Origin of the sequence: Streptomyces rubiginosohelvolus (assembly GCF_014649875.1) — a bacterium.
Classification (GTDB): domain Bacteria; phylum Actinomycetota; class Actinomycetes; order Streptomycetales; family Streptomycetaceae; genus Streptomyces; species Streptomyces rubiginosohelvolus.
This window is the reverse complement of record NZ_BMTW01000001.1, coordinates 1,196,056-1,212,503: the sequence shown is the minus strand read 5'-3', so window position 1 is coordinate 1,212,503 and position 16,448 is coordinate 1,196,056. Positions and strand designations below refer to the sequence as shown.

13 protein-coding genes and 2 tRNA genes are annotated in these 16,448 nt (G+C 72.2%); 11 read left to right on the top strand and 4 right to left on the bottom strand.

What is annotated here, in order from left to right:
• Nucleotides 1-330 precede the first annotated feature (330 nt).
• Nucleotides 331-906 carry an SSI family serine proteinase inhibitor gene (locus tag IE134_RS05845; protein ID WP_189429757.1) on the bottom strand — a complete coding sequence of 192 codons (576 nt, stop codon included), beginning with the start codon at nucleotides 904-906 and terminating at the stop codon, nucleotides 331-333.
• Nucleotides 907-1,206: 300 nt separating this feature from the next.
• On the opposite strand from IE134_RS05845, the gene IE134_RS05840 reads away from it, so the two are divergent.
• The 4 genes from IE134_RS05840 to IE134_RS05825 all read left to right on the top strand — a co-directional run bounded on the left by IE134_RS05840 (nucleotide 1,207) and on the right by IE134_RS05825 (nucleotide 4,072).
• Nucleotides 1,207-1,297 (top strand) — tRNA-Ser (locus IE134_RS05840).
• A gap of 226 nt (nucleotides 1,298-1,523) precedes the next feature.
• A tRNA-Arg gene (locus tag IE134_RS05835) sits at nucleotides 1,524-1,596 on the top strand.
• A 664-nt stretch (nucleotides 1,597-2,260) separates the two neighbouring features.
• Nucleotides 2,261-2,446 (top strand): hypothetical protein, encoded by a 186-nt coding sequence (locus IE134_RS05830; protein WP_126931155.1) that lies wholly within the window; start codon nucleotides 2,261-2,263, stop codon nucleotides 2,444-2,446.
• Nucleotides 2,447-3,517: 1,071 nt separating this feature from the next.
• The gene (locus IE134_RS05825; RefSeq protein WP_229823347.1) at nucleotides 3,518-4,072 is read left to right on the top strand and encodes a signal protein; all 555 of its coding nucleotides are present in this window, start codon (nucleotides 3,518-3,520) and stop codon (nucleotides 4,070-4,072) included.
• A gap of 88 nt (nucleotides 4,073-4,160) precedes the next feature.
• Here IE134_RS05825 and IE134_RS05820 read toward each other — a convergent pair whose 3' ends face one another.
• Both IE134_RS05820 and sigJ read right to left on the bottom strand, forming a co-directional pair.
• Nucleotides 4,161-5,360, bottom strand: a complete 1,200-nt coding sequence (locus IE134_RS05820) for an NAD(P)/FAD-dependent oxidoreductase (RefSeq protein ID WP_189429944.1) — start codon at nucleotides 5,358-5,360, stop codon at nucleotides 4,161-4,163.
• Nucleotides 5,361-5,453: 93 nt separating this feature from the next.
• Nucleotides 5,454-6,407, bottom strand: a complete 954-nt coding sequence (sigJ, locus tag IE134_RS05815) for an RNA polymerase sigma factor SigJ (RefSeq protein WP_030707260.1) — start codon at nucleotides 6,405-6,407, stop codon at nucleotides 5,454-5,456.
• Nucleotides 6,408-6,526: 119 nt separating this feature from the next.
• On the opposite strand from sigJ, the gene IE134_RS05810 reads away from it, so the two are divergent.
• The 7 genes from IE134_RS05810 (at nucleotide 6,527) to IE134_RS05780 (ending at nucleotide 15,098) form a co-directional block, all read left to right on the top strand.
• A complete protein-coding gene (locus tag IE134_RS05810) occupies nucleotides 6,527-7,123 on the top strand; it encodes a hypothetical protein (RefSeq protein ID WP_098894417.1) in 597 nt (198 codons plus the stop codon).
• Between the two features lie 9 nt (nucleotides 7,124-7,132).
• Entirely contained in the window at nucleotides 7,133-8,116 is a 984-nt protein-coding gene (locus tag IE134_RS05805) for a DUF2797 domain-containing protein (protein ID WP_189429755.1), read from the top strand.
• A 43-nt stretch (nucleotides 8,117-8,159) separates the two neighbouring features.
• A complete protein-coding gene (locus tag IE134_RS05800; protein WP_098019867.1) occupies nucleotides 8,160-9,053 on the top strand; it encodes an amidohydrolase family protein in 894 nt (297 codons plus the stop codon).
• An 85-nt stretch (nucleotides 9,054-9,138) separates the two neighbouring features.
• Nucleotides 9,139-9,885 (top strand): response regulator transcription factor, encoded by a 747-nt coding sequence (locus IE134_RS05795; RefSeq protein WP_032781893.1) that lies wholly within the window; start codon nucleotides 9,139-9,141, stop codon nucleotides 9,883-9,885.
• 8 nt (nucleotides 9,886-9,893) lie between these two features.
• On the top strand, nucleotides 9,894-11,537 hold the full coding sequence (locus tag IE134_RS05790) for a sensor histidine kinase (RefSeq protein ID WP_030707251.1): 1,644 nt from the start codon (nucleotides 9,894-9,896) through the stop codon (nucleotides 11,535-11,537).
• Nucleotides 11,538-11,562: 25 nt separating this feature from the next.
• Nucleotides 11,563-12,909, top strand: a complete 1,347-nt coding sequence (locus IE134_RS05785) for a bifunctional glycosyltransferase family 2/GtrA family protein (RefSeq protein WP_030707245.1) — start codon at nucleotides 11,563-11,565, stop codon at nucleotides 12,907-12,909.
• Nucleotides 12,906-15,098, top strand: coding sequence for a glycosyltransferase family 39 protein (locus IE134_RS05780; protein WP_189429753.1), 2,193 nt, complete (start codon nucleotides 12,906-12,908; stop codon nucleotides 15,096-15,098). The genes IE134_RS05785 and IE134_RS05780 overlap by 4 nt, the downstream gene beginning before the upstream one ends.
• Nucleotides 15,099-15,136: 38 nt before the next feature.
• On the opposite strand, the gene IE134_RS05775 is transcribed toward IE134_RS05780, so the two are convergent.
• Nucleotides 15,137-16,315 (bottom strand): serine hydrolase domain-containing protein, encoded by a 1,179-nt coding sequence (locus tag IE134_RS05775; protein ID WP_179887970.1) that lies wholly within the window; start codon nucleotides 16,313-16,315, stop codon nucleotides 15,137-15,139.
• Nucleotides 16,316-16,448 lie beyond the last annotated feature (133 nt).

Here is a 16,448-nt window from a genome sequence, read left to right as displayed (position 1 = left end):
GATTACCGCACCTTGCCGACAGCGGGCCCCATCTTGCCCCTCGGGCCGCAGACTGTCACTGGAGGAGTCTAAGGCCAGGGGAGGCCCCGGGGGCGGCGGATGAGGGGGAGCTCTCACCAAGGTTCTGTGCGCGCGGTGTACGCCAGGGGCCCATGCCGTGAGCGTCCGCACACCCTGTGACGTGCGCGGACGCGGGGCGGGGCGGGCCTTTCCGGGCCCTGGGAAGGGCCGCGCCTCTTCGCCGTTGCGAACGTCCTCCGCCGTCCTCTTCACGCAGCCGACGGCCGGCGGCCGAGGGGCCGGCCGTCGACGGGCTCACCGGTCACGGGGCTACCGGACATCCGGGAGCACCGGCACGAGGCTGTTCCAGCGGGCGATCTCGCAGCCGTCGCGACGGCTGGCGGTGGTGTCCACGGCCCGGCCCTCCCAGGTGCCGACGATGCGGGCGAAGGCGTCGCCGCCGTGGATCATCGTGCACATCGTGCCCTCGGGGGTCTCTCGGAACAGCTCCTGCCGCCCGGCCCGGGTGGCCCCGGCCTCCGCCAGCCGGTCACAGGCGGCCTGCCCCTCCGGGTGGGTGCCCCCGGTGGGCCCGCACTCCAGCTCGAACGTGCCGTCGGCCCCCGGGATCCCGGTGTTCTCCACGCTCACGGTGAGCCGCGTCCGCGTCTCGTCGGCCTCACCGGCCCCCGTCCCCTCCCCGTCGTCCAGGAACCCGGGCAGCGGGAGGGGCATGGGCAGCGGGCCGAGGGCGGGCCGGGCGGCGGCGAACGGTCCGGAGGTCGGCGCGGCCGAGGGCACCGGCCCGGAGGACGCGGCCCCGGAGGCGGTGGCGGTGGACGCCGGCACGGCGGCGGCGAGGACGGCGAGCGGGACGACGGCGGAGAGGGCGAGACGGCGCAGCATGCGAAAGCTCCAGGATCTCTGCGGCGGGGCCGGCCACGGGCGACGGTCACGGACGGATCGCGGACCCGCCCCGGCGCCCCGCCGGCGGACGACGAACGGGCGACGACGACTGGACGACTGACGGAGACCCGAGGCCCCCACCCCTCTCTAACGCGCACCGCGCCCGGACGTTGCGCCACCACGCCGAACTGCTTTGCCCTGCCCCCCGGAGGCCTAGTAACGTTGGCGGCGATTGGTGGCACGACGCTCGACTGTGTCATCATCTGCACGCACCACTCGCGTCCGCGCGAGGAGTGTGGAGGAGGCGTCGCCTAGTCCGGTCTATGGCGCCGCACTGCTAATGCGGTTTGGGTCTTAAAGCCCATCGAGGGTTCAAATCCCTCCGCCTCCGCTCCATCCCGAAGCCCCGTGCCCCTGGCGCGGGGCTTCGGTCGTTCCGGGGGGAGGGAGGGGCGGGAGGGCGCGGCCGGCCTGTTCGGGGGACTGGCTGAGATAGGTCCCGCGAGGCTGTTTCCGCAGGTCAGCAGCGGTACGACTAATGGATTTCGCGTCACGGCGCAGGTCATGTAATGTTGTTCTCGCAACGCCGACCGGGAAGAAAAAGCCCGGAACGCCAAGCACTCGTAGCTTAACGGATAGAGCATCTGACTACGGATCAGAAGGTTGCAGGTTCGAATCCTGCCGAGTGCACAGCAGGCCAGAGGCCCCCAGGAGAAATCCCGGGGGCCTCTCGCGTTGCCCGTACAGCAGCGAAGTAACAGCCACCGTGGTGGCCATCGGGGTCTTCCCCTTCAAGGGCCAGACGTGTGGCATCGGCCAGGAGGTCGATCTGATCGTCGCGGCTGACCTTGCAGATCGCGACCTCGGCGTGGAAGAACGTGTGGCCCGCGCTGCAGCCGGCGAACCGCTTGCGCTGCCGCACGTGGGCGGCGGAACGGTCGGTCAGCCAGGTGATCCCAAGGGAACGGCTTGGGGGACGCAGGGCACATCGTCCGGTCCGGTAGTCATGGATCGATCCGCGCCCACTGCGGGAGGATGCTGAAATGAACATCGGGAGCCCCGCACCCTCCAACCACTGCCACGTGGCGCTCCGCGCCGGCTTTGCCGGTTCCGGGAAGCCAGTGTTCGAGACGCTTCCTGCCAGGGCTGTCGCTTCCGGCAGCTATGAACTGACGGGTAGCCCTGGCATGGTCGAGGGCTGTGCGGCCGGGGACTTGCTGAAGTCGACGCCGACGGCCTGTTCCAGGTTGAGCGCCGAGGCCCGAACCTTTGTATCCAAGCATTCGGCCAGCCACCCTTCGACGCCGAGTCGCTGGAATCCCTCACCAGCGCCTTCGTTCCCCTGGGCGGCCTGGTGGAGGCGCCCGCCGACCGGCGGTTCATCGTGGTGACGGTGCCGGCTGCTGCCGGATTCCCCGCGGTCGAGGCCGTGATGGACCTGTGGGCAACAGACCTGAGCGTGCTGGTCGAGTGGGGTTTCAGCAACGTGTTCGGACCGGACGCAGAGCCGCTGAACTGGTGGCAGTCGTCCGACGATTGACCGGAGTGGTGCATCGCTCAAGGCTGCATGGAGCGGATGAGACCAGCAGCTGACACCGACAGAAGCGTATCGGCCTGATAAGGATGAGGCCGAACCTCATGGCTCGGCACAACGCAGGCGCTGCCGTCATTGGATGGGGCGGCGCCCGGCCCCATTGACTCGCCCCCGGGGTCGCCACACGCCACCCGCGCGGTACATTGCCGGTCTCCTTGGGGGGGCGAGCATGAAGAATCCGCTGAAAGAGGGCGGTCTGTTGGACAAGGCGATGCCTTGCATCGGTTTGATCACCTCGGTCTATCTCCTGGTTCAGGGGCTGCGGTTGTACAGCTCGGGAAGTTCCGCGCTGTGGGCGCTTGCCGCCGGGGCCATGTTCTTGGTCGCGAGCATCGACGTATACCGACAAGTGCGACAGGGTCGGGGGCGCAGGGGAGCGCGGTACAGGACCGAAGTACCGCAACCACAGCAACCGTCCTCGTCCAGGGACGCCCCTCCTGGGTCATGAAGCGGCTGCACAGCAAGCCAGGGGCTCCAGTAAGATTTGGGGCCCCTGGCGTTTCAGGAGTGTCCAGCAGCGAAGTGCGGTAAGTGCGTCAACCCGGCGGTGTCGCTGCCACGACGGTTTTCAAGATCGTGCGAGGCCGGCGCAGACAGGCTTCTCCTCGGCCATCAACAAGGCCTGGTCGTCGGTTGGGCCACGGGTTGGATACCGGACCACCCCCGGACAGAGTCAGGGATGCAGCTGCACTTCAGAGTTGGATTCCTCGTCGCCGACCGCGCGGCACCGACCCTAGCTGTCGCCACTGACACGCGAGCCGATATCTCAGCGTTCAGACCTGCGCGGAACAGGGCGATGACGAGCTGCGGCGCAGCAGCGAGTTACCGCAACACGGGCAACCGAGTGCGTTCGGCGCGCGTTCGGTTCCGGGGCCGTGGATAGGGTGACCGCTCATGTCGCGCCGTCGGTTGCCCGGGGAGGCGCGCGCGGGTGGGAGGGGACGGATGAGGTTCAGGGGTGGGGCGGCGGGGCTGACTGCCGTAGTGCTGGTGGCCCTGGCGGGGTGTGGGACACGGGTGGCCGACGATCCGGGGGATGCAGCGGATGCCGGGTCCGTGGCGGCGAACGCGCGGGACACGTCTGCCGAGTTGCAGGGCCGATGGTGGACCTGGGCTGCCTCGGAGCCCGAGGCGACCAACCCTGTCGCTGACACGGACGGGAGCATGTGCGGACGTCATCAGCCGCGCGACGTCTGGTTCCTGGCCGGCACCTTCGGCGGTCAGGTCAAGCGTGACTGCCGCGTTCCCCACGGGCGGCCGATCGTCGTGCCCGTGATCAACTCCTACGGAGACCGGCAGAGTTGTGCAGCCTTCATGCGTGAAGCCCAGGGGACCGTCGTGCTCGACGGTGAGCCAGTGGAACCGGAGGCCCATGAAGGCGACGACATCGTGGTGGAGGGGGCTCCGGGCAACGCGGTCACCGGGGAGGAAGGGATCTTCATCGCCACCGGGTGTGGCCTCTGGGTGCAGGTGCCGCCCCTGGAGCCCGGAGCGCATTCACTGGTGATTCGTGGACGGTCGGGCGACTTCTCCATCGGCGTGGACTACGCGTTGACGGTCGCCGCCTCTTAGAACGCCGGGTCGGGCAGGCGGGAGACGGCGCTCGGTGGGGCGGGGCTCTCAGAGGGAGTTCGAGAGTCCCGCCCGGACCGCCGTAACCTCAAGCCGCCGGCACGCCCACCCGCGCCCGCTCCGCCGTCACCCGGCGACGGCGGGTCGGCAGGCCCAGCGTCGGGTTCGCCACGCCCCAGGCCGCGCCCTTGCAGACCAACTCCTTGTAGAGCGCCGCCAGGCGGCCGGTCAGGGCTGCGTCGACGGCCCGGTCGTCGGCGGTGACGTACTGGATCAGGCCCTCCTTGCGGCCCAGCGAGATGCACTGGTTGAAGTAGCGGGCCGAGATCGTCGGGAGCTTGCTGTCGGTGAGGCGGGCCGCGATGGCGTCGGCCGCCTGCCAGGCGGTGGGGACGCCCGAGGCGCACGACATGCGCAGCGGCTTGTCGCCGGGGCCGGTCACCAGGGCCGCGTCGCCGATGGCGTACACGTCCGGGTGGGAGACCGAACGCATCGTGGCGTCGACCGTGATCTGGCCCGTGTCGCCGGTCTCCAGTGTCGTGGCCCGGGCGATCGGGTGGACCGCGAAGCCCGTCGTCCAGATGGTGACCGCGGCCGGGATGTCGCCCTGGGGGGTGGTGACGCGGTCTGCGTGCACGGCGAGGACGGTGGTGTGTTCGTGGGTGGTGATCCGCAGGTTGCTGAACACCTTCTGCAGGTGGCGCGCGCCCTTGGGGGAGAGCCAGTCGCCCAGTCCGGCCCGGGCGATCAGGGAGACGTCGAGGTCCGGGCGGGTCTCGGCCAGTTCCGTCGCGGCCTCGACGCCGGTGAGGCCGCCGCCGACGACGGTCACGGGGCTGCCGGGGGCGAGCGCGGCCAGGCGGTCGCGCAGGCGCAGGGCTCCGTCGCGGCCGGCGATCTCGTGGGCGTGCTCCGTGGTGCCCGGGACGCCCTGGGTGTTCCAGGCACTGCCGAGGGCGTAGACGAGGGTGTCGTACTCCAGGTCCGAAGCCCCGTCCGCGCCGGTGACCGTCACCGTCCTGCGGTCGACGTCGATGCCCGTCACCCGCCCGAGGCGCAGCTCGACGCCCGTACCGGCGAACATCTCGTCGAAGGGGCGGGGGCGGAGGGGCTGGCCCACCGCCAGCTGGTGCATCCGGACGCGCTCGACGAAGTCCGCCTCGGCGTTGACGAGGGTGATGGAGACGTCCTCGCCGCGCAGCCGCCTGGCGAGGCGTCCGGCGGCGGTCGCCCCGGTGTATCCGGCTCCGATGACGACGACGCGGTGCTGCTGGATGGTCTGCCGCATGTTCTGCATGTCCCTGCACTCCTGTCTCGCGCGGTTTCGCCCCTTGAACCGGGCAGGCCGTCGATTCCTGACAGGTGGTGCGTGTGACGTGGGTCACATGTGTTGAGGGATGGTGAGGAGGGGAGTTCCGTGGTCCGTCGCCCCCCACTGCCGCGTCGCGCGTTCGAGCTTGTCGGGGTTGACCTGGCTGCGGAACGCGGCGATGCCGTCCGGCGTGAACTCCAGGCAGACCACCCCCATGACCCGGCCGTCGACCAGGACCACCAGGGCGGGCAGCCCGTTGGCGGACGAGACGTGGATCTCCGCGGTGCCGCCGATGAGGCGGCGGGCGGCCTGGTTGGGGGTGAACAGGCTCCGCATGAACTTCGCGACGGCCACGGCCCCCTCGAACGCCTTCGCGCGGGCCGGTACCTTTCCGCCGCCGTCGCCGATCGCGATGGCGTCCGCGGTGAGCAGCTGGACCAGCGGTTCGGTCCGGCCGCTGGTGGCCGCCGTGAGGAACTCCTCGACGATGCGCCGGGCGGCCGCCTCGTCGATCTCGGTACGGGTCCGGCCCGCCGCGATGTGCTTCTTGGCGCGGTGGAGGATCTGCTGGGCGGACGCCTCCGTGATGTCCAGGATCTCCGCGATCCTCCGGTGCGGGTAGCCGAAGGCCTCCCGCAGCACGTACACCACCCGCTCGTTGGGGGACAGCCGCTCCATCAGCGCGAGGACCGCGAACGAGACCGACTCGCGCTGCTCGGCGGTGTCGGCCGGGCCGAGCATCGGGTCGCCCGCGAGCAGCGGCTCCGGCAGCCACTGGCCCACGTACGTCTCGCGGCGGGCGCGCGCCGAGGTGAGCTCGTTGAGGCAGAGGTTGGTGAGGACCTTCGTCAGCCAGGCCGCGGGGACCTCGATGCGGTCGATGTCGGCGGCCTGCCAGCGCAGGAACGTGTCCTGTACGGCGTCCTCGGCATCGCTCGCCGAGCCGAGGAGGCGGTAGGCGATGGCCTTGAGGCGGGGCATGGCAGCCTCGAACTGGTCCATCTGGTTCCCGGTCAGCGCCATGGTCCGGATCCTAACGGGGAGGGGCGCGGGGGCGGGAGCGGCCGTTCGTCGTGGCGGGGGCGGGGTAGCCGACGAGTTACGGGGCGTGCTGGGCGCCCCTCCGTTCGGAGGTGGGCACAGTGGGATCGAAGGGGCAGGCGCAGCAGGGGCGTTGGCGTGATCAGTGGTGGGTCATCGGGCTGCTGGTGCTGGTGATCGGGGTCGCCGTTCGGCTGGGGTTCCGCGGCTGGTCCGCGTGGCCGGAGGCGTTGGTCGGGGGTGTCTTCTACGCCGGTTTCCTGACGTGGTTCCTGATGCGGCGCAGGCGGCAGGACGCGAAGGCCGTGGGCACCGAGCCCGACAGGGTGCCGGAGCTGGAGCGGCGCATCGCGAAGAACGGTGAGCTGCCCGACGACCCGGCCGAGCAGGAGGCCATGGTCCGGCTGATCCGGCGGCGGGAGGAGAAGCTGCGGCGCAGTCGCCGGTGGGCCTTCCCCATGCTCGGGGTGATCTTCCTGGGGATGCCGTTGCTCTGGTTCACCTCCGGCGATGTCCCGGCGGGGCTGTGGACGCTCGGCTTCGGTGTGGCGTTCATGAGCTGGATGATCTGGTTCAACCGGCGCTTCGTGCGGCGCATGGTCGCGATGCGGCAGCGGATCGAAGGTGTCGGTGGTGTCGGTGGCGTCGGTGGCGTCGGTGGCGTCGGGGGGATCGAGGGTGTCGGAGGGCGCGCTTAGCATCTCCGGATGACGTGTGCGGTCCGGGAATCCGGTGGTGGGTGGCGGTGTGCCGGGGTGCGGTGGCCCCGGGAGGTGCCCGAGCTGGGGTGGAGCCGGGGTGGTGACCGGCGGGTGAGCGTGCTCGCGTACGGGACCGGCCTCGGGTTTCGGGCCGTCGGGGAGCGGCACTGCGTGGGGGCCCGGGGGAACGTGTGCCCGCTGGGGGCCGTCGTGCCGGGGCGCTCGACCGGGGGGCGGTGCGCCGAGTGCGCGCGGCTGGACCGGGCGCATTCGGTGGCCGCCGACACGATGGCGGACGACCCCCGGACGTACCGTGTGTACCTCGCCTGGTTCGGGCCCGGCATGGTCAAGGTCGGGATCACCGGGGAGGAGCGCGGGGCCGCCCGGCTGCGGGAGCAGGGGGCCGTGGCCTTCAGCTGGCTGGGGCGCGGGCCCCTCATGGCGGCCCGGCGGACCGAGGAGGTGCTGCGGGCGGCCCTCGGGGTGCCCGACCGGATCCCGTACGCCAGGAAGCGGGCCGTACGCGGGCAGTTGCCGGGGCCGGAGGAGCGGGCCGGGGCGGTGGCGGAGCTGTACGCGCGGGCGGCGGCGCTCGAAGGGCGGGGCTGGCCTGAGTCGTTGGAGCGGCTGCCCCTCGAAGTAGTCGACCAGGTGGGCGTCTTCGGGCTCGACCGTGCGCCCGATGCCGATGCCGATGCCGATCCCGCGCCCGGCCGGTCGGTACGGGAAAGTGCGCCCGCTCCCGTCCGGGCGGTACGGGAGCTGGTCGACGGCGGCGTCGTCGCGGGGCGGCTCGTCGCGGCGGCCGGGCCCGATCTGCACCTCGCGGTGGCGGACGGGGGCGTGGTCGTGCTGGATACGCGGCTGATCACCGGCTGGGACCTGACGGCGGTGACCCGCGCGACCGGGGCGACCGAGGTGACCGGGAGCGATGTACGTGTCCCCCTCATCGACATCGGCGGCGGCGGTGTGCAGGGTGGGTTGTTCTGAACGACCGGGTGGTCGTTCCGGACGACCGGCGAAAGGCCTGCGCATGGAAACGGGAAGCGATGACGTGGTGCGGTTCCGGGAGCGGCTCGGGCTGCCCGGGATCATCGACGTGCACACCCACTTCATGCCCGAGCAGGTCCTGCGCAAGGTGTGGGCCTACTTCGACGCGGCCGGGCCGCTCACCGGGCTGGAGTGGCCGATCACCTACCGGTACGAGGAGGAGCGGCGGCTCGATCTGCTGCGGGCGTTCGGGGTGGTCCGGTTCACCGCCATGCTCTACCCGCACAAGCCCGGTATGGCCCGCTGGCTGAACGGCTGGGCCGCCGACTTCGCCGGCCGGACCCCCGACTGCCTGCACACCGCGACCCTCTTCCCGGAGGAGGGCGTCGAGGTGTACGTGAAGGAGGCCGTCGAGGCGGGGGCCCGGGTGTTCAAGTCGCACCTTCAGGTGGGTGCCTACGACGCCAATGATCCGTTGCTGGACCCGGTGTGGGGGCTGCTCGCGGAGGCCGGGATTCCGGTGGTCATGCACTGCGGGTCGGGGCCCGCGCCGGGCAAGTTCACCGGGCCGGAGCCGATCGGGCGGCTGCTGGCCCGGCACCCCCGGCTGCGGCTGATCGTCGCGCACATGGGGATGCCGGAGTACGCGGAGTTCCTGGCGCTAGCGGAGGCGTATCCGGAGGTCCGGCTCGACACGACCATGGCGTTCACCGACTTCAGCGAGCGGCTCAGCCCCTTCCCGGCGGCCGAACGCGGGCGGCTCGCCGACCTCGGGGAGCGCATCCTGCTGGGGACGGACTTCCCGAACATTCCCTACCCGTATGTCCACCAGCTGGAGGCGTTGGAGCGGCTCGGGCTGGGCGATGCGTGGTTGCGGGCGGTCTGTCACGGGAACGCGGCTGCCTTGTTCAAGCTGCCGGAGGCTCCGGAGGCTTAAGGGCCTGCTGAAACCGGACCGCTTTCTCAGGGAATTCACAGGAACGGGTCAGGCTTCTCTCACGGGCGCCTCACAGAGTGGGCCCATGACGACGACGACCGCGCCCCAGGGGCGTACCGAACTGCTCAGGCCGGACCGTACTCCCGTCCGGGTCCTGGTCGTGGACGACGAGGCTCCGCTCACCGAGCTGCTCTCGATGGCCCTGCGTTACGAGGGGTGGGAGGTGCGCAGCGCCGGGAACGGGGCCGCGGCGGTCCGGGCGGCCCGCGACTTCCGGCCGGACGCGGTGGTCCTGGACGTGATGCTCCCGGACATGGACGGGCTGGCCGTGCTGGGCCGGATGCGCCGCGAGTACGCCGATGTGCCGGTGCTCTTCCTGACCGCCCGGGACGCCGTCGAGGACCGGATCGCCGGGCTCACCGCGGGCGGCGACGACTACGTCACCAAGCCGTTCAGCCTGGAGGAGGTCGTGGCCCGGCTGCGCGGGCTCATCCGCCGCTCGGGCTCGGCCGTCGCCGCCGGGCGCGGCGAGTCCACGCTGACCGTCGGGGACCTGGTGCTCGACGAGGACAGCCACGAGGTGTGGCGGGGCGGGCAGGCGATCCACGTCACCGCCACCGAGTTCGAGCTGCTGCGCTTCCTGATGCGCAACCCGCGCCGGGTGCTCAGCAAGGCGCAGATCCTCGACCGGGTCTGGAACTACGACTTCGGCGGCCAGGCCAACGTCGTCGAGCTCTACATCTCCTACCTCCGCAAGAAGATCGACGCCGGGCGCACGCCGATGATCCACACCCGGCGCGGCGCGGGGTATCTGATCAAGCCCGGTGAGTAGGGGCCCGCATGACACTGCCGCGCAGGCCCTGGACGCTGCGGACCCGGCTCGTCGTCTCCGCCGTGTCCCTGATCGCCGTCGTCGCGGCCGTCATCGGGTCCGTCACCGCGATCGCCTTCCACAGCTACATGTACGGCAAGCTCGACGACCAGCTGCACTCCGTCGTCGAGCGCGCCCAACGGCCGCCCGGTCCGCTCCCGTTGCCCGATTCGCTGCGTGAGGCGGGTCCGCTCGGCTTCGTCGGCGGCGGCGGGCAGCCGCTCGGCACGTTCGGGGCGCTCGTCGACGCCGACGGGGACGTCACCGCGTCGAAGGTCGTCGAGGACAGCGGACTCCGCGCCCAGGAGAGCGCGAAGCCGCTGACCGGGGAGCAGCGGACCGCGCTGGAGAACGCCGCCCCGGGGGCCGGTGAGGGCACCCGGAGCGTCGATCTGCCCGGCCTCGGCGGCTACCGGGTCGAGGCCACGACCACCGCCGAGGGCGACACCGTCCTCGTCGGCATCCCCAGCGCCGAGGTGAGCGGGGCGCTGACCACCTTGATCGTCGTCGAGGTCTGCGTCACCGCCGCCGGGCTCATCGCCGCCTCGATCGCGGGTACCGTGCTCGTCGGGGTCGCCCTGCGGCCGTTGCGCCGGGTCGCCGCCACGGCCACCCGGGTCTCGGAACTCCCGCTGCACAGCGGCGAGGTGGCGCTCCTCGAACGCGTCCCGGACGCCGAGGCCGATCCCCGTACCGAGGTCGGGCAGGTGGGCGCGGCGCTCAACCGGATGCTGGGACACGTCGGTTCGGCGCTCGCCTCCCGCCAGGAGAGCGAGACGCGGGTCCGGCAGTTCGTCGCCGACGCGAGCCATGAACTGCGTACGCCGCTGGCTTCGATCCGGGGCTACGCCGAGCTGACCCGCCGCGCCGGCGGAGGAGCGGCGGGCCCGGAGCCCGATCCGGTCACCCGGCACGCGCTCGGGCGGATCGAGTCGGAGGCGGACCGGATGACGGGCCTGGTGGAGGATCTGCTGCTGCTGGCCCGGCTGGACGCCGGGCGTCCGCTCTCGTACGGCACCACCGATCTGCTTCCGCTGGTCGTGGACGCGGTGAGCGACGCCCGGGCGGCGGACGGAACAGGAGCGGAGGGGCCGGGCGCCGGCCCGGGTGCCCCGCACCGACCGGAAACCGGCCCCGGCACCGCCCGCCACCACTGGCGGCTCGAACTGCCGGACGCGGCTGAGCCCGTGACCGTACGCGCCGATCCCGAGCGGCTCCAGCAGGTGCTGGTCAACCTGCTCGCCAACGCCCGTACGCACACCCCGCCGGGGACCACCGTCACCGTCTCCGTCCAGCCGCCCGTACGGGGTGGGGAGCCGGTCACGGTGGAGGTGCGGGACGACGGGCCCGGCATCCCGGCTGAGCTGCTGCCGCACGTCTTCGAACGGTTCGCGCGGGGGGACGCGTCCCGGGCGCGGGGCGCGGACGGCGGCGGAGCGACCGGTTCCACCGGGCTCGGCCTCGCCATCGTGCAGGCCGTCGTCTCCGCGCACGGCGGCCGCGTACGGGTGGAGTCCGCGCCGGGCCGCACGGTCTTCGCGGTCCAGCTGCTGGCGGACGGCACACCGGGCATCGACTCACAGGTCGGGGACAGGCTCACCACACCGGTGTGACAGCGCGGTTGGCGAACGTCGGAACATGACCACCGACAGCAGCCTCCGGAGCGGCCCCGGAACGACCGGCCGCCGCAGTAGCAGCAGGGACGGCGGGGACGGAGAGGCCCACGGCCGGCTGCCGGGCCGGGAGCACCTTCCGGCCCGGCAGCCGGTCGCCGTGACCTCCGCCGCCCCCGTGCTCGACGTCGTCGTCCCCGTGTACAACGAGGAGAAGGACCTCCACCCCTGCGTCGTCCGCCTCCACGCCCATCTCGCGCGGACCTTCCCGTACCCCTTCCGCATCACCGTCGCCGACAACGCCAGCACCGACGCCACCCCGGCCGTGGCCGCCGCGCTCGCCGTCGAGGTGCCCGGGGTGCGGTACGTCCGGCTGGAGGAGAAGGGACGCGGGCGGGCCCTGCGGACGGTGTGGTCGGCCTCCGACGCCCCGGTCCTCGCCTACATGGACGTCGACCTCTCCACCGACCTCAACGCTCTCCTCCCCTTGGTCGCCCCGCTGATCTCCGGCCACTCCGACCTGGCCATCGGCTCGCGGCTGGCCCGGAGTTCGCGGGTGGTGCGGGGAACGAAGCGGGAGTTCATCTCGCGCGCCTACAACCTGATCCTGCGCTCGTCCCTCGCCGCCGGGTTCAGCGACGCCCAGTGCGGGTTCAAGGCGATCCGGCGCGAGGTCGCCGAGCGGCTGCTGCCGATGGTGGAGGACAGCGGCTGGTTCTTCGACACCGAGCTGCTCGTCCTCGCCGAACGGGCCGGGCTGCGCATCCACGAGGTGCCCGTCGACTGGATCGACGACCCCGACTCGACCGTCCACATCGTGCGGACGGCCACCGAGGACCTGAAAGGCGTGTGGCGGGTGGGGCGGGCGCTGGCCGTCGGCGCGCTGCCGCTGGACCGTCTGGCCCGGCCCTTCGGGGACGATCCGCGCGACCGGGCGCTGACCGGGGTGGAGCGCGGACTGGCCCGCCAGCTCATCGGATTCTGTGCCGTGGGGGTCCTCTCCACCCTCTTCTACCTCGCCCTCTACTCCCTCTTCCGGCTCGGTGTCGGCCCGCAGGTCGCCAACGGCGGCGCGCTGCTCGTCTCCGCCGTCGCCAACACCGCCGCGAACCGCCGGCTCACCTTCGGGGTACGCGGCCGGAGCGGAGCCGTCCGCCATCAGGCCCAGGGCCTGGTCGTCTTCGCGATCGGCCTCGCGCTGACCAGCGGCTCCCTCGCGGCGCTCGGCGCGGCCTCCGGCTCACCCTCGCACGGCACGGAGCTGGCCGTCCTGATCACCGCCAACCTCGCCGCCACCGTGCTGCGCTTCCTGCTCCTGCGCGCCTGGGTCTTCCCGGCCCGCGCCTGCCCCGAACCCGAGGATCTCCGATGACCACGGCCACGGCCACGATCACCACCGCCCCGCCTCCGGAACCCGATCGCGGCTCCGGCCCGGGCCCCCGCTGGGCGCGCCCCGCGCTGTACGGGCTGCTGCTCGCCGTCGGCCTCGCCTACTTCTCCAACCTCAGCGCCTCCGGCTACGCCAACTCCTTCTACTCCGCAGCCGTCCAGGCGGGCAGCCAGAGCTGGAAGGCCCTCTTCTTCGGCTCGCTGGACTCCGCGAACGCGATCACCGTCGACAAGCCCCCGGCCGCCCTCTGGCCGATGGCCCTCTCCGTTCGGCTCTTCGGGCTCAACTCCTGGGCGATCCTGGCCCCTCAGGTCCTGATGGCGCTCGCCACGGCGGCCGTGCTCAATTCCGCCGTACGCCGTCGCTTCGGGCCGGTCGCCGGGCTGATCGCGGTCGCGGTCTTCGCGCTGACGCCGGTCGCCGCGCTGATGTTCCGCTTCAACAACCCGGACGCGCTGCTGGCGTTGCTGATGACCGTCACCGTGTGGTGCGTGCTGCGGGCGCTGGAGCGGGGCCGGACGACGTGGCTGCTGTGGGCGGGGGCGGCAGTGGGTCTCGCGTTCCTGACGAAGACCCTCCAGGCGTTCCTGATCCTGCCGCCGCTGGCCGTGCTGTACGCGGTGTGCGCCCCCGTTCCCGTACGGAAGCGGATCGGCCAACTCGCGCTCTCCGCGCTGACGATGGTGGTCGCCGGCGGCTGGTGGGTCGCGATCGTGGAGCTGATGCCGGCGTCCTCGCGACCGTACGTCGGTGGCTCGCAGAACAACTCGTTCCTGGAGCTGACCTTCGGCTACAACGGCCTCGGCCGCATCAACGGCGAGGAGACCGGAAGCGTCGGCGGGGGCGGCGGCCGTGGGGGCGGCGGTGGCTGGGGCGAGACCGGCATCGGGCGGATGTTCAACTCCGAGGTCGGCGGCCAGATCGCCTGGCTGCTCCCGGCCGCGCTGATCCTGCTGGTGGCCGGTCTCTGGCTGACCCGGAAGGCGGGGCGGACGGACACCGCCCGGGCGGCGTTCCTCGCCTGGGGCGGTGCGCTGGTGATGACCGCGGCGGTGTTCAGCTTCATGGCCGGGATCTTCCACCAGTACTACACGGTGGCCCTCGCCCCGTACGTCGCGGCGCTCGTCGCCATGGGGGTCACGGTGCTCTGGGAGGAGCGGTCGGCCTGGTGGCCGCGCGCGGTGCTCGCGGGCACGGTCCTCGCGACGGCGCTCTGGGCGTACGTCCTGCTGGGCCGCACCCCGGACTACCTGCCGTGGCTGCGGTGGGCGGTGCTCGCGGGCGGGATCGTCGGCGCGCTCGGGCTGCTGGTCGTGGGGCGGTTCGGCGGGCGGGGCCTGGCCGTCGCCGTGGTGGGGCTGAGCTGCGCGGCGTCGCTGGCGGGGCCGACCGCGTACACCGTGAACACGCTGAACAGCGGCCACCAGGGCTCGATCGTGACCGCCGGTCCTTCGGCGGGCGGGTTCGGCATGGGCGGGCCCGGGGGCGGTGGCGGCCGGCCCGGTGGACCCGGCGGCGGTGACGGCGGGCAGCGCGGCGGCATGCAGCAGCCTCCCGGTCAGGGGCAGGGGCAGGGCAACCAGCAGGGCAACGCTCCGGGCGGCATGCCCACCCTGCCCGGCGGCGGCACCGCACCCGGCGGTACGGGAACGGGAACGGGAACGGGTACCGGCACCATCCCCGGCTTCGGCGAAGGCATGAGGGGCGGGGGTGGCGGCGGAGGCGGCGGCATGGGCGGCCTGCTCAACGGCGCGACCGTCGATACCGAGGCGAAGGCGCTCCTGACGAAGGACGCGGACGACTACACCTGGGTCGCCGCAGCGGTCGGCGCGCAGAACGCAGCCAGCTACCAACTCGCGACCGGCGACCCGGTGATGGCGATCGGCGGCTTCAACGGGAGCGACCCGTCGCCGACGCTCGACCGGTTCAAGAAGTACGTGGCGGAAGGGAAGATCCACTACTTCGTCTCGGGCGGCGGAATGGGCGGTGGAACGGGCGGCGGCATGCGCGGAGGCACGGCCGGCGAAGTCGGAGGCGGCATGGGCGGCGGCCCCGGCGGCATGGGCTCCTCCGGCACCTCCTCGCAGATCTCCTCCTGGGTGACCGAGAACTTCACCGAGGTCACCGTCGGCAGCGCCACGTTCTACGACCTGACGCGGCCCACGAGTTGATGGATCGGGGCGTACGCGGCCGGGTTCGGCGCAACGGGTCAGAACCCGGCCGCGTACGTCCAGAAGTCCCGCATCACCTCGGGCGCGGCCGGTCCGCCCATCTCCATCTGGGTGAGCAGGACGGCGACCGTACCCGTGGCCGGGATGACGTGGGCCGTGGTGCCGGTGCCGCCGACCCAGCCGTAGCGGCCGAGCACGTTCCAGGGGGCGGCGATCTCGACGTCCACGGCCCCGCCGAACCCCCAGCCCTGGCCCTCCGTGAACAGCCCGCTCGCGGCGCGCTGCTCCGGCGTCAGGTGGTCGGTGATCATCTGGCGGACGGACTCGCCGGCCAGCACCCGGTCGCCGGCGTCGTTCAGGCCCTCGGTGAGCAGCATCCGGCCGAAGGCGTGCCAGTCGTCGACGGTCGAGACGAGGCCCCCGGCGCCGGACGGGAACGGGGGCGGGCTGCTCCACTGCCCGTCCGGGGCGTCGATCAGCTCGGGCTCGCCACCGCCATCGGCCCCGTCCCCGCCCTTCCCGGCCCGGTAGGAGCTGGTGAACCGGCCCAGCGCGGCGGGTTCCACCCAGAACCCGGTGTCCTTCATGCCGAGGGGCTCGAAGATCCGCTCCGCCAGATACGCGGGCAGCGGGCGGTCGGCGACCCGGGCGACGAGGACGCCGAGGATGTCGGAGCACGTGTTGTAGAGCCATCCGTCGCCCGGCTGGTGCAGCAGCGGGATACGGGACAGTTCGGCCATCCAGGCGTCCGGTGCGAGACCGGTCTGCGGCTGCGGCGGCCCCTGCTTCAGCTTCTCGAACAGGGGGGCGACGGCCGGGAGCGAGAAGTCGGACGGGAAGCCGTAGCCGGCCCGGAAGGTCAGCAGGTCCAGGAGGGTGATCGGGCGGACGGCCGGCACCACGTCGTCGACCGGGCTCTGCGGGGTCCGGACGACCAGGGGCGAGGCCAGCTCGGGCAGCCACGCCGCGACCGGGTCGGCGGGGGCGATCAGGCCGTCCTCGACGAGCGTCATGGCGGCCGCCGCCACGATCGGTTTGGTGATCGAGGCAAGGCGGAACAGTGAGTCCCGCCGCATCGGCGCGGACCCGGCGCGACCGGCCGTACCGGCCGACACGGCCTCGACCCGCTCGCCCCGGGCGACCAGCGCCACCGCGCCCGGCATCGATCCCCTGGCGATGTGGGTGTCCAGCAGTTCGTGCAGGGTGGTGGTGGTCATGACCATCCTTCGTCCGTCCGGTTCCGCGTGGTCTTTCGCGGCGGCCCTCGGTGAGGAGGACGCCTTCTCACCGCGAAAGGAAGCATGCGAGCCGAAAGTGGAGACTGCGGGAGCGCCCAGGACTCATCGCCCC

Excerpts from the sequence above, each read along its gene's own strand:
- IE134_RS05785 (WP_030707245.1), top strand. The coding sequence starts at position 11,563 with ATGACCACCGACAGCAGCCTCCGGAGCGGCCCCGGAACGACCGGCCGC.
- IE134_RS05820 (WP_189429944.1), bottom strand. The coding sequence starts at position 5,360 with ATGCGGCAGACCATCCAGCAGCACCGCGTCGTCGTCATCGGAGCCGGA.
- IE134_RS05780 (WP_189429753.1), top strand. The coding sequence starts at position 12,906 with ATGACCACGGCCACGGCCACGATCACCACCGCCCCGCCTCCGGAACCC.
- IE134_RS05805 (WP_189429755.1), top strand. The coding sequence starts at position 7,133 with ATGACGTGTGCGGTCCGGGAATCCGGTGGTGGGTGGCGGTGTGCCGGG.
- IE134_RS05775 (WP_179887970.1), bottom strand. The coding sequence starts at position 16,315 with ATGACCACCACCACCCTGCACGAACTGCTGGACACCCACATCGCCAGG.
- IE134_RS05845 (WP_189429757.1), bottom strand. The coding sequence starts at position 906 with ATGCTGCGCCGTCTCGCCCTCTCCGCCGTCGTCCCGCTCGCCGTCCTC.
- IE134_RS05800 (WP_098019867.1), top strand. The coding sequence starts at position 8,160 with ATGGAAACGGGAAGCGATGACGTGGTGCGGTTCCGGGAGCGGCTCGGG.
- IE134_RS05790 (WP_030707251.1), top strand. The coding sequence starts at position 9,894 with ATGACACTGCCGCGCAGGCCCTGGACGCTGCGGACCCGGCTCGTCGTC.
- IE134_RS05795 (WP_032781893.1), top strand. The coding sequence starts at position 9,139 with ATGACGACGACGACCGCGCCCCAGGGGCGTACCGAACTGCTCAGGCCG.
- sigJ (WP_030707260.1), bottom strand. The coding sequence starts at position 6,407 with ATGGCGCTGACCGGGAACCAGATGGACCAGTTCGAGGCTGCCATGCCC.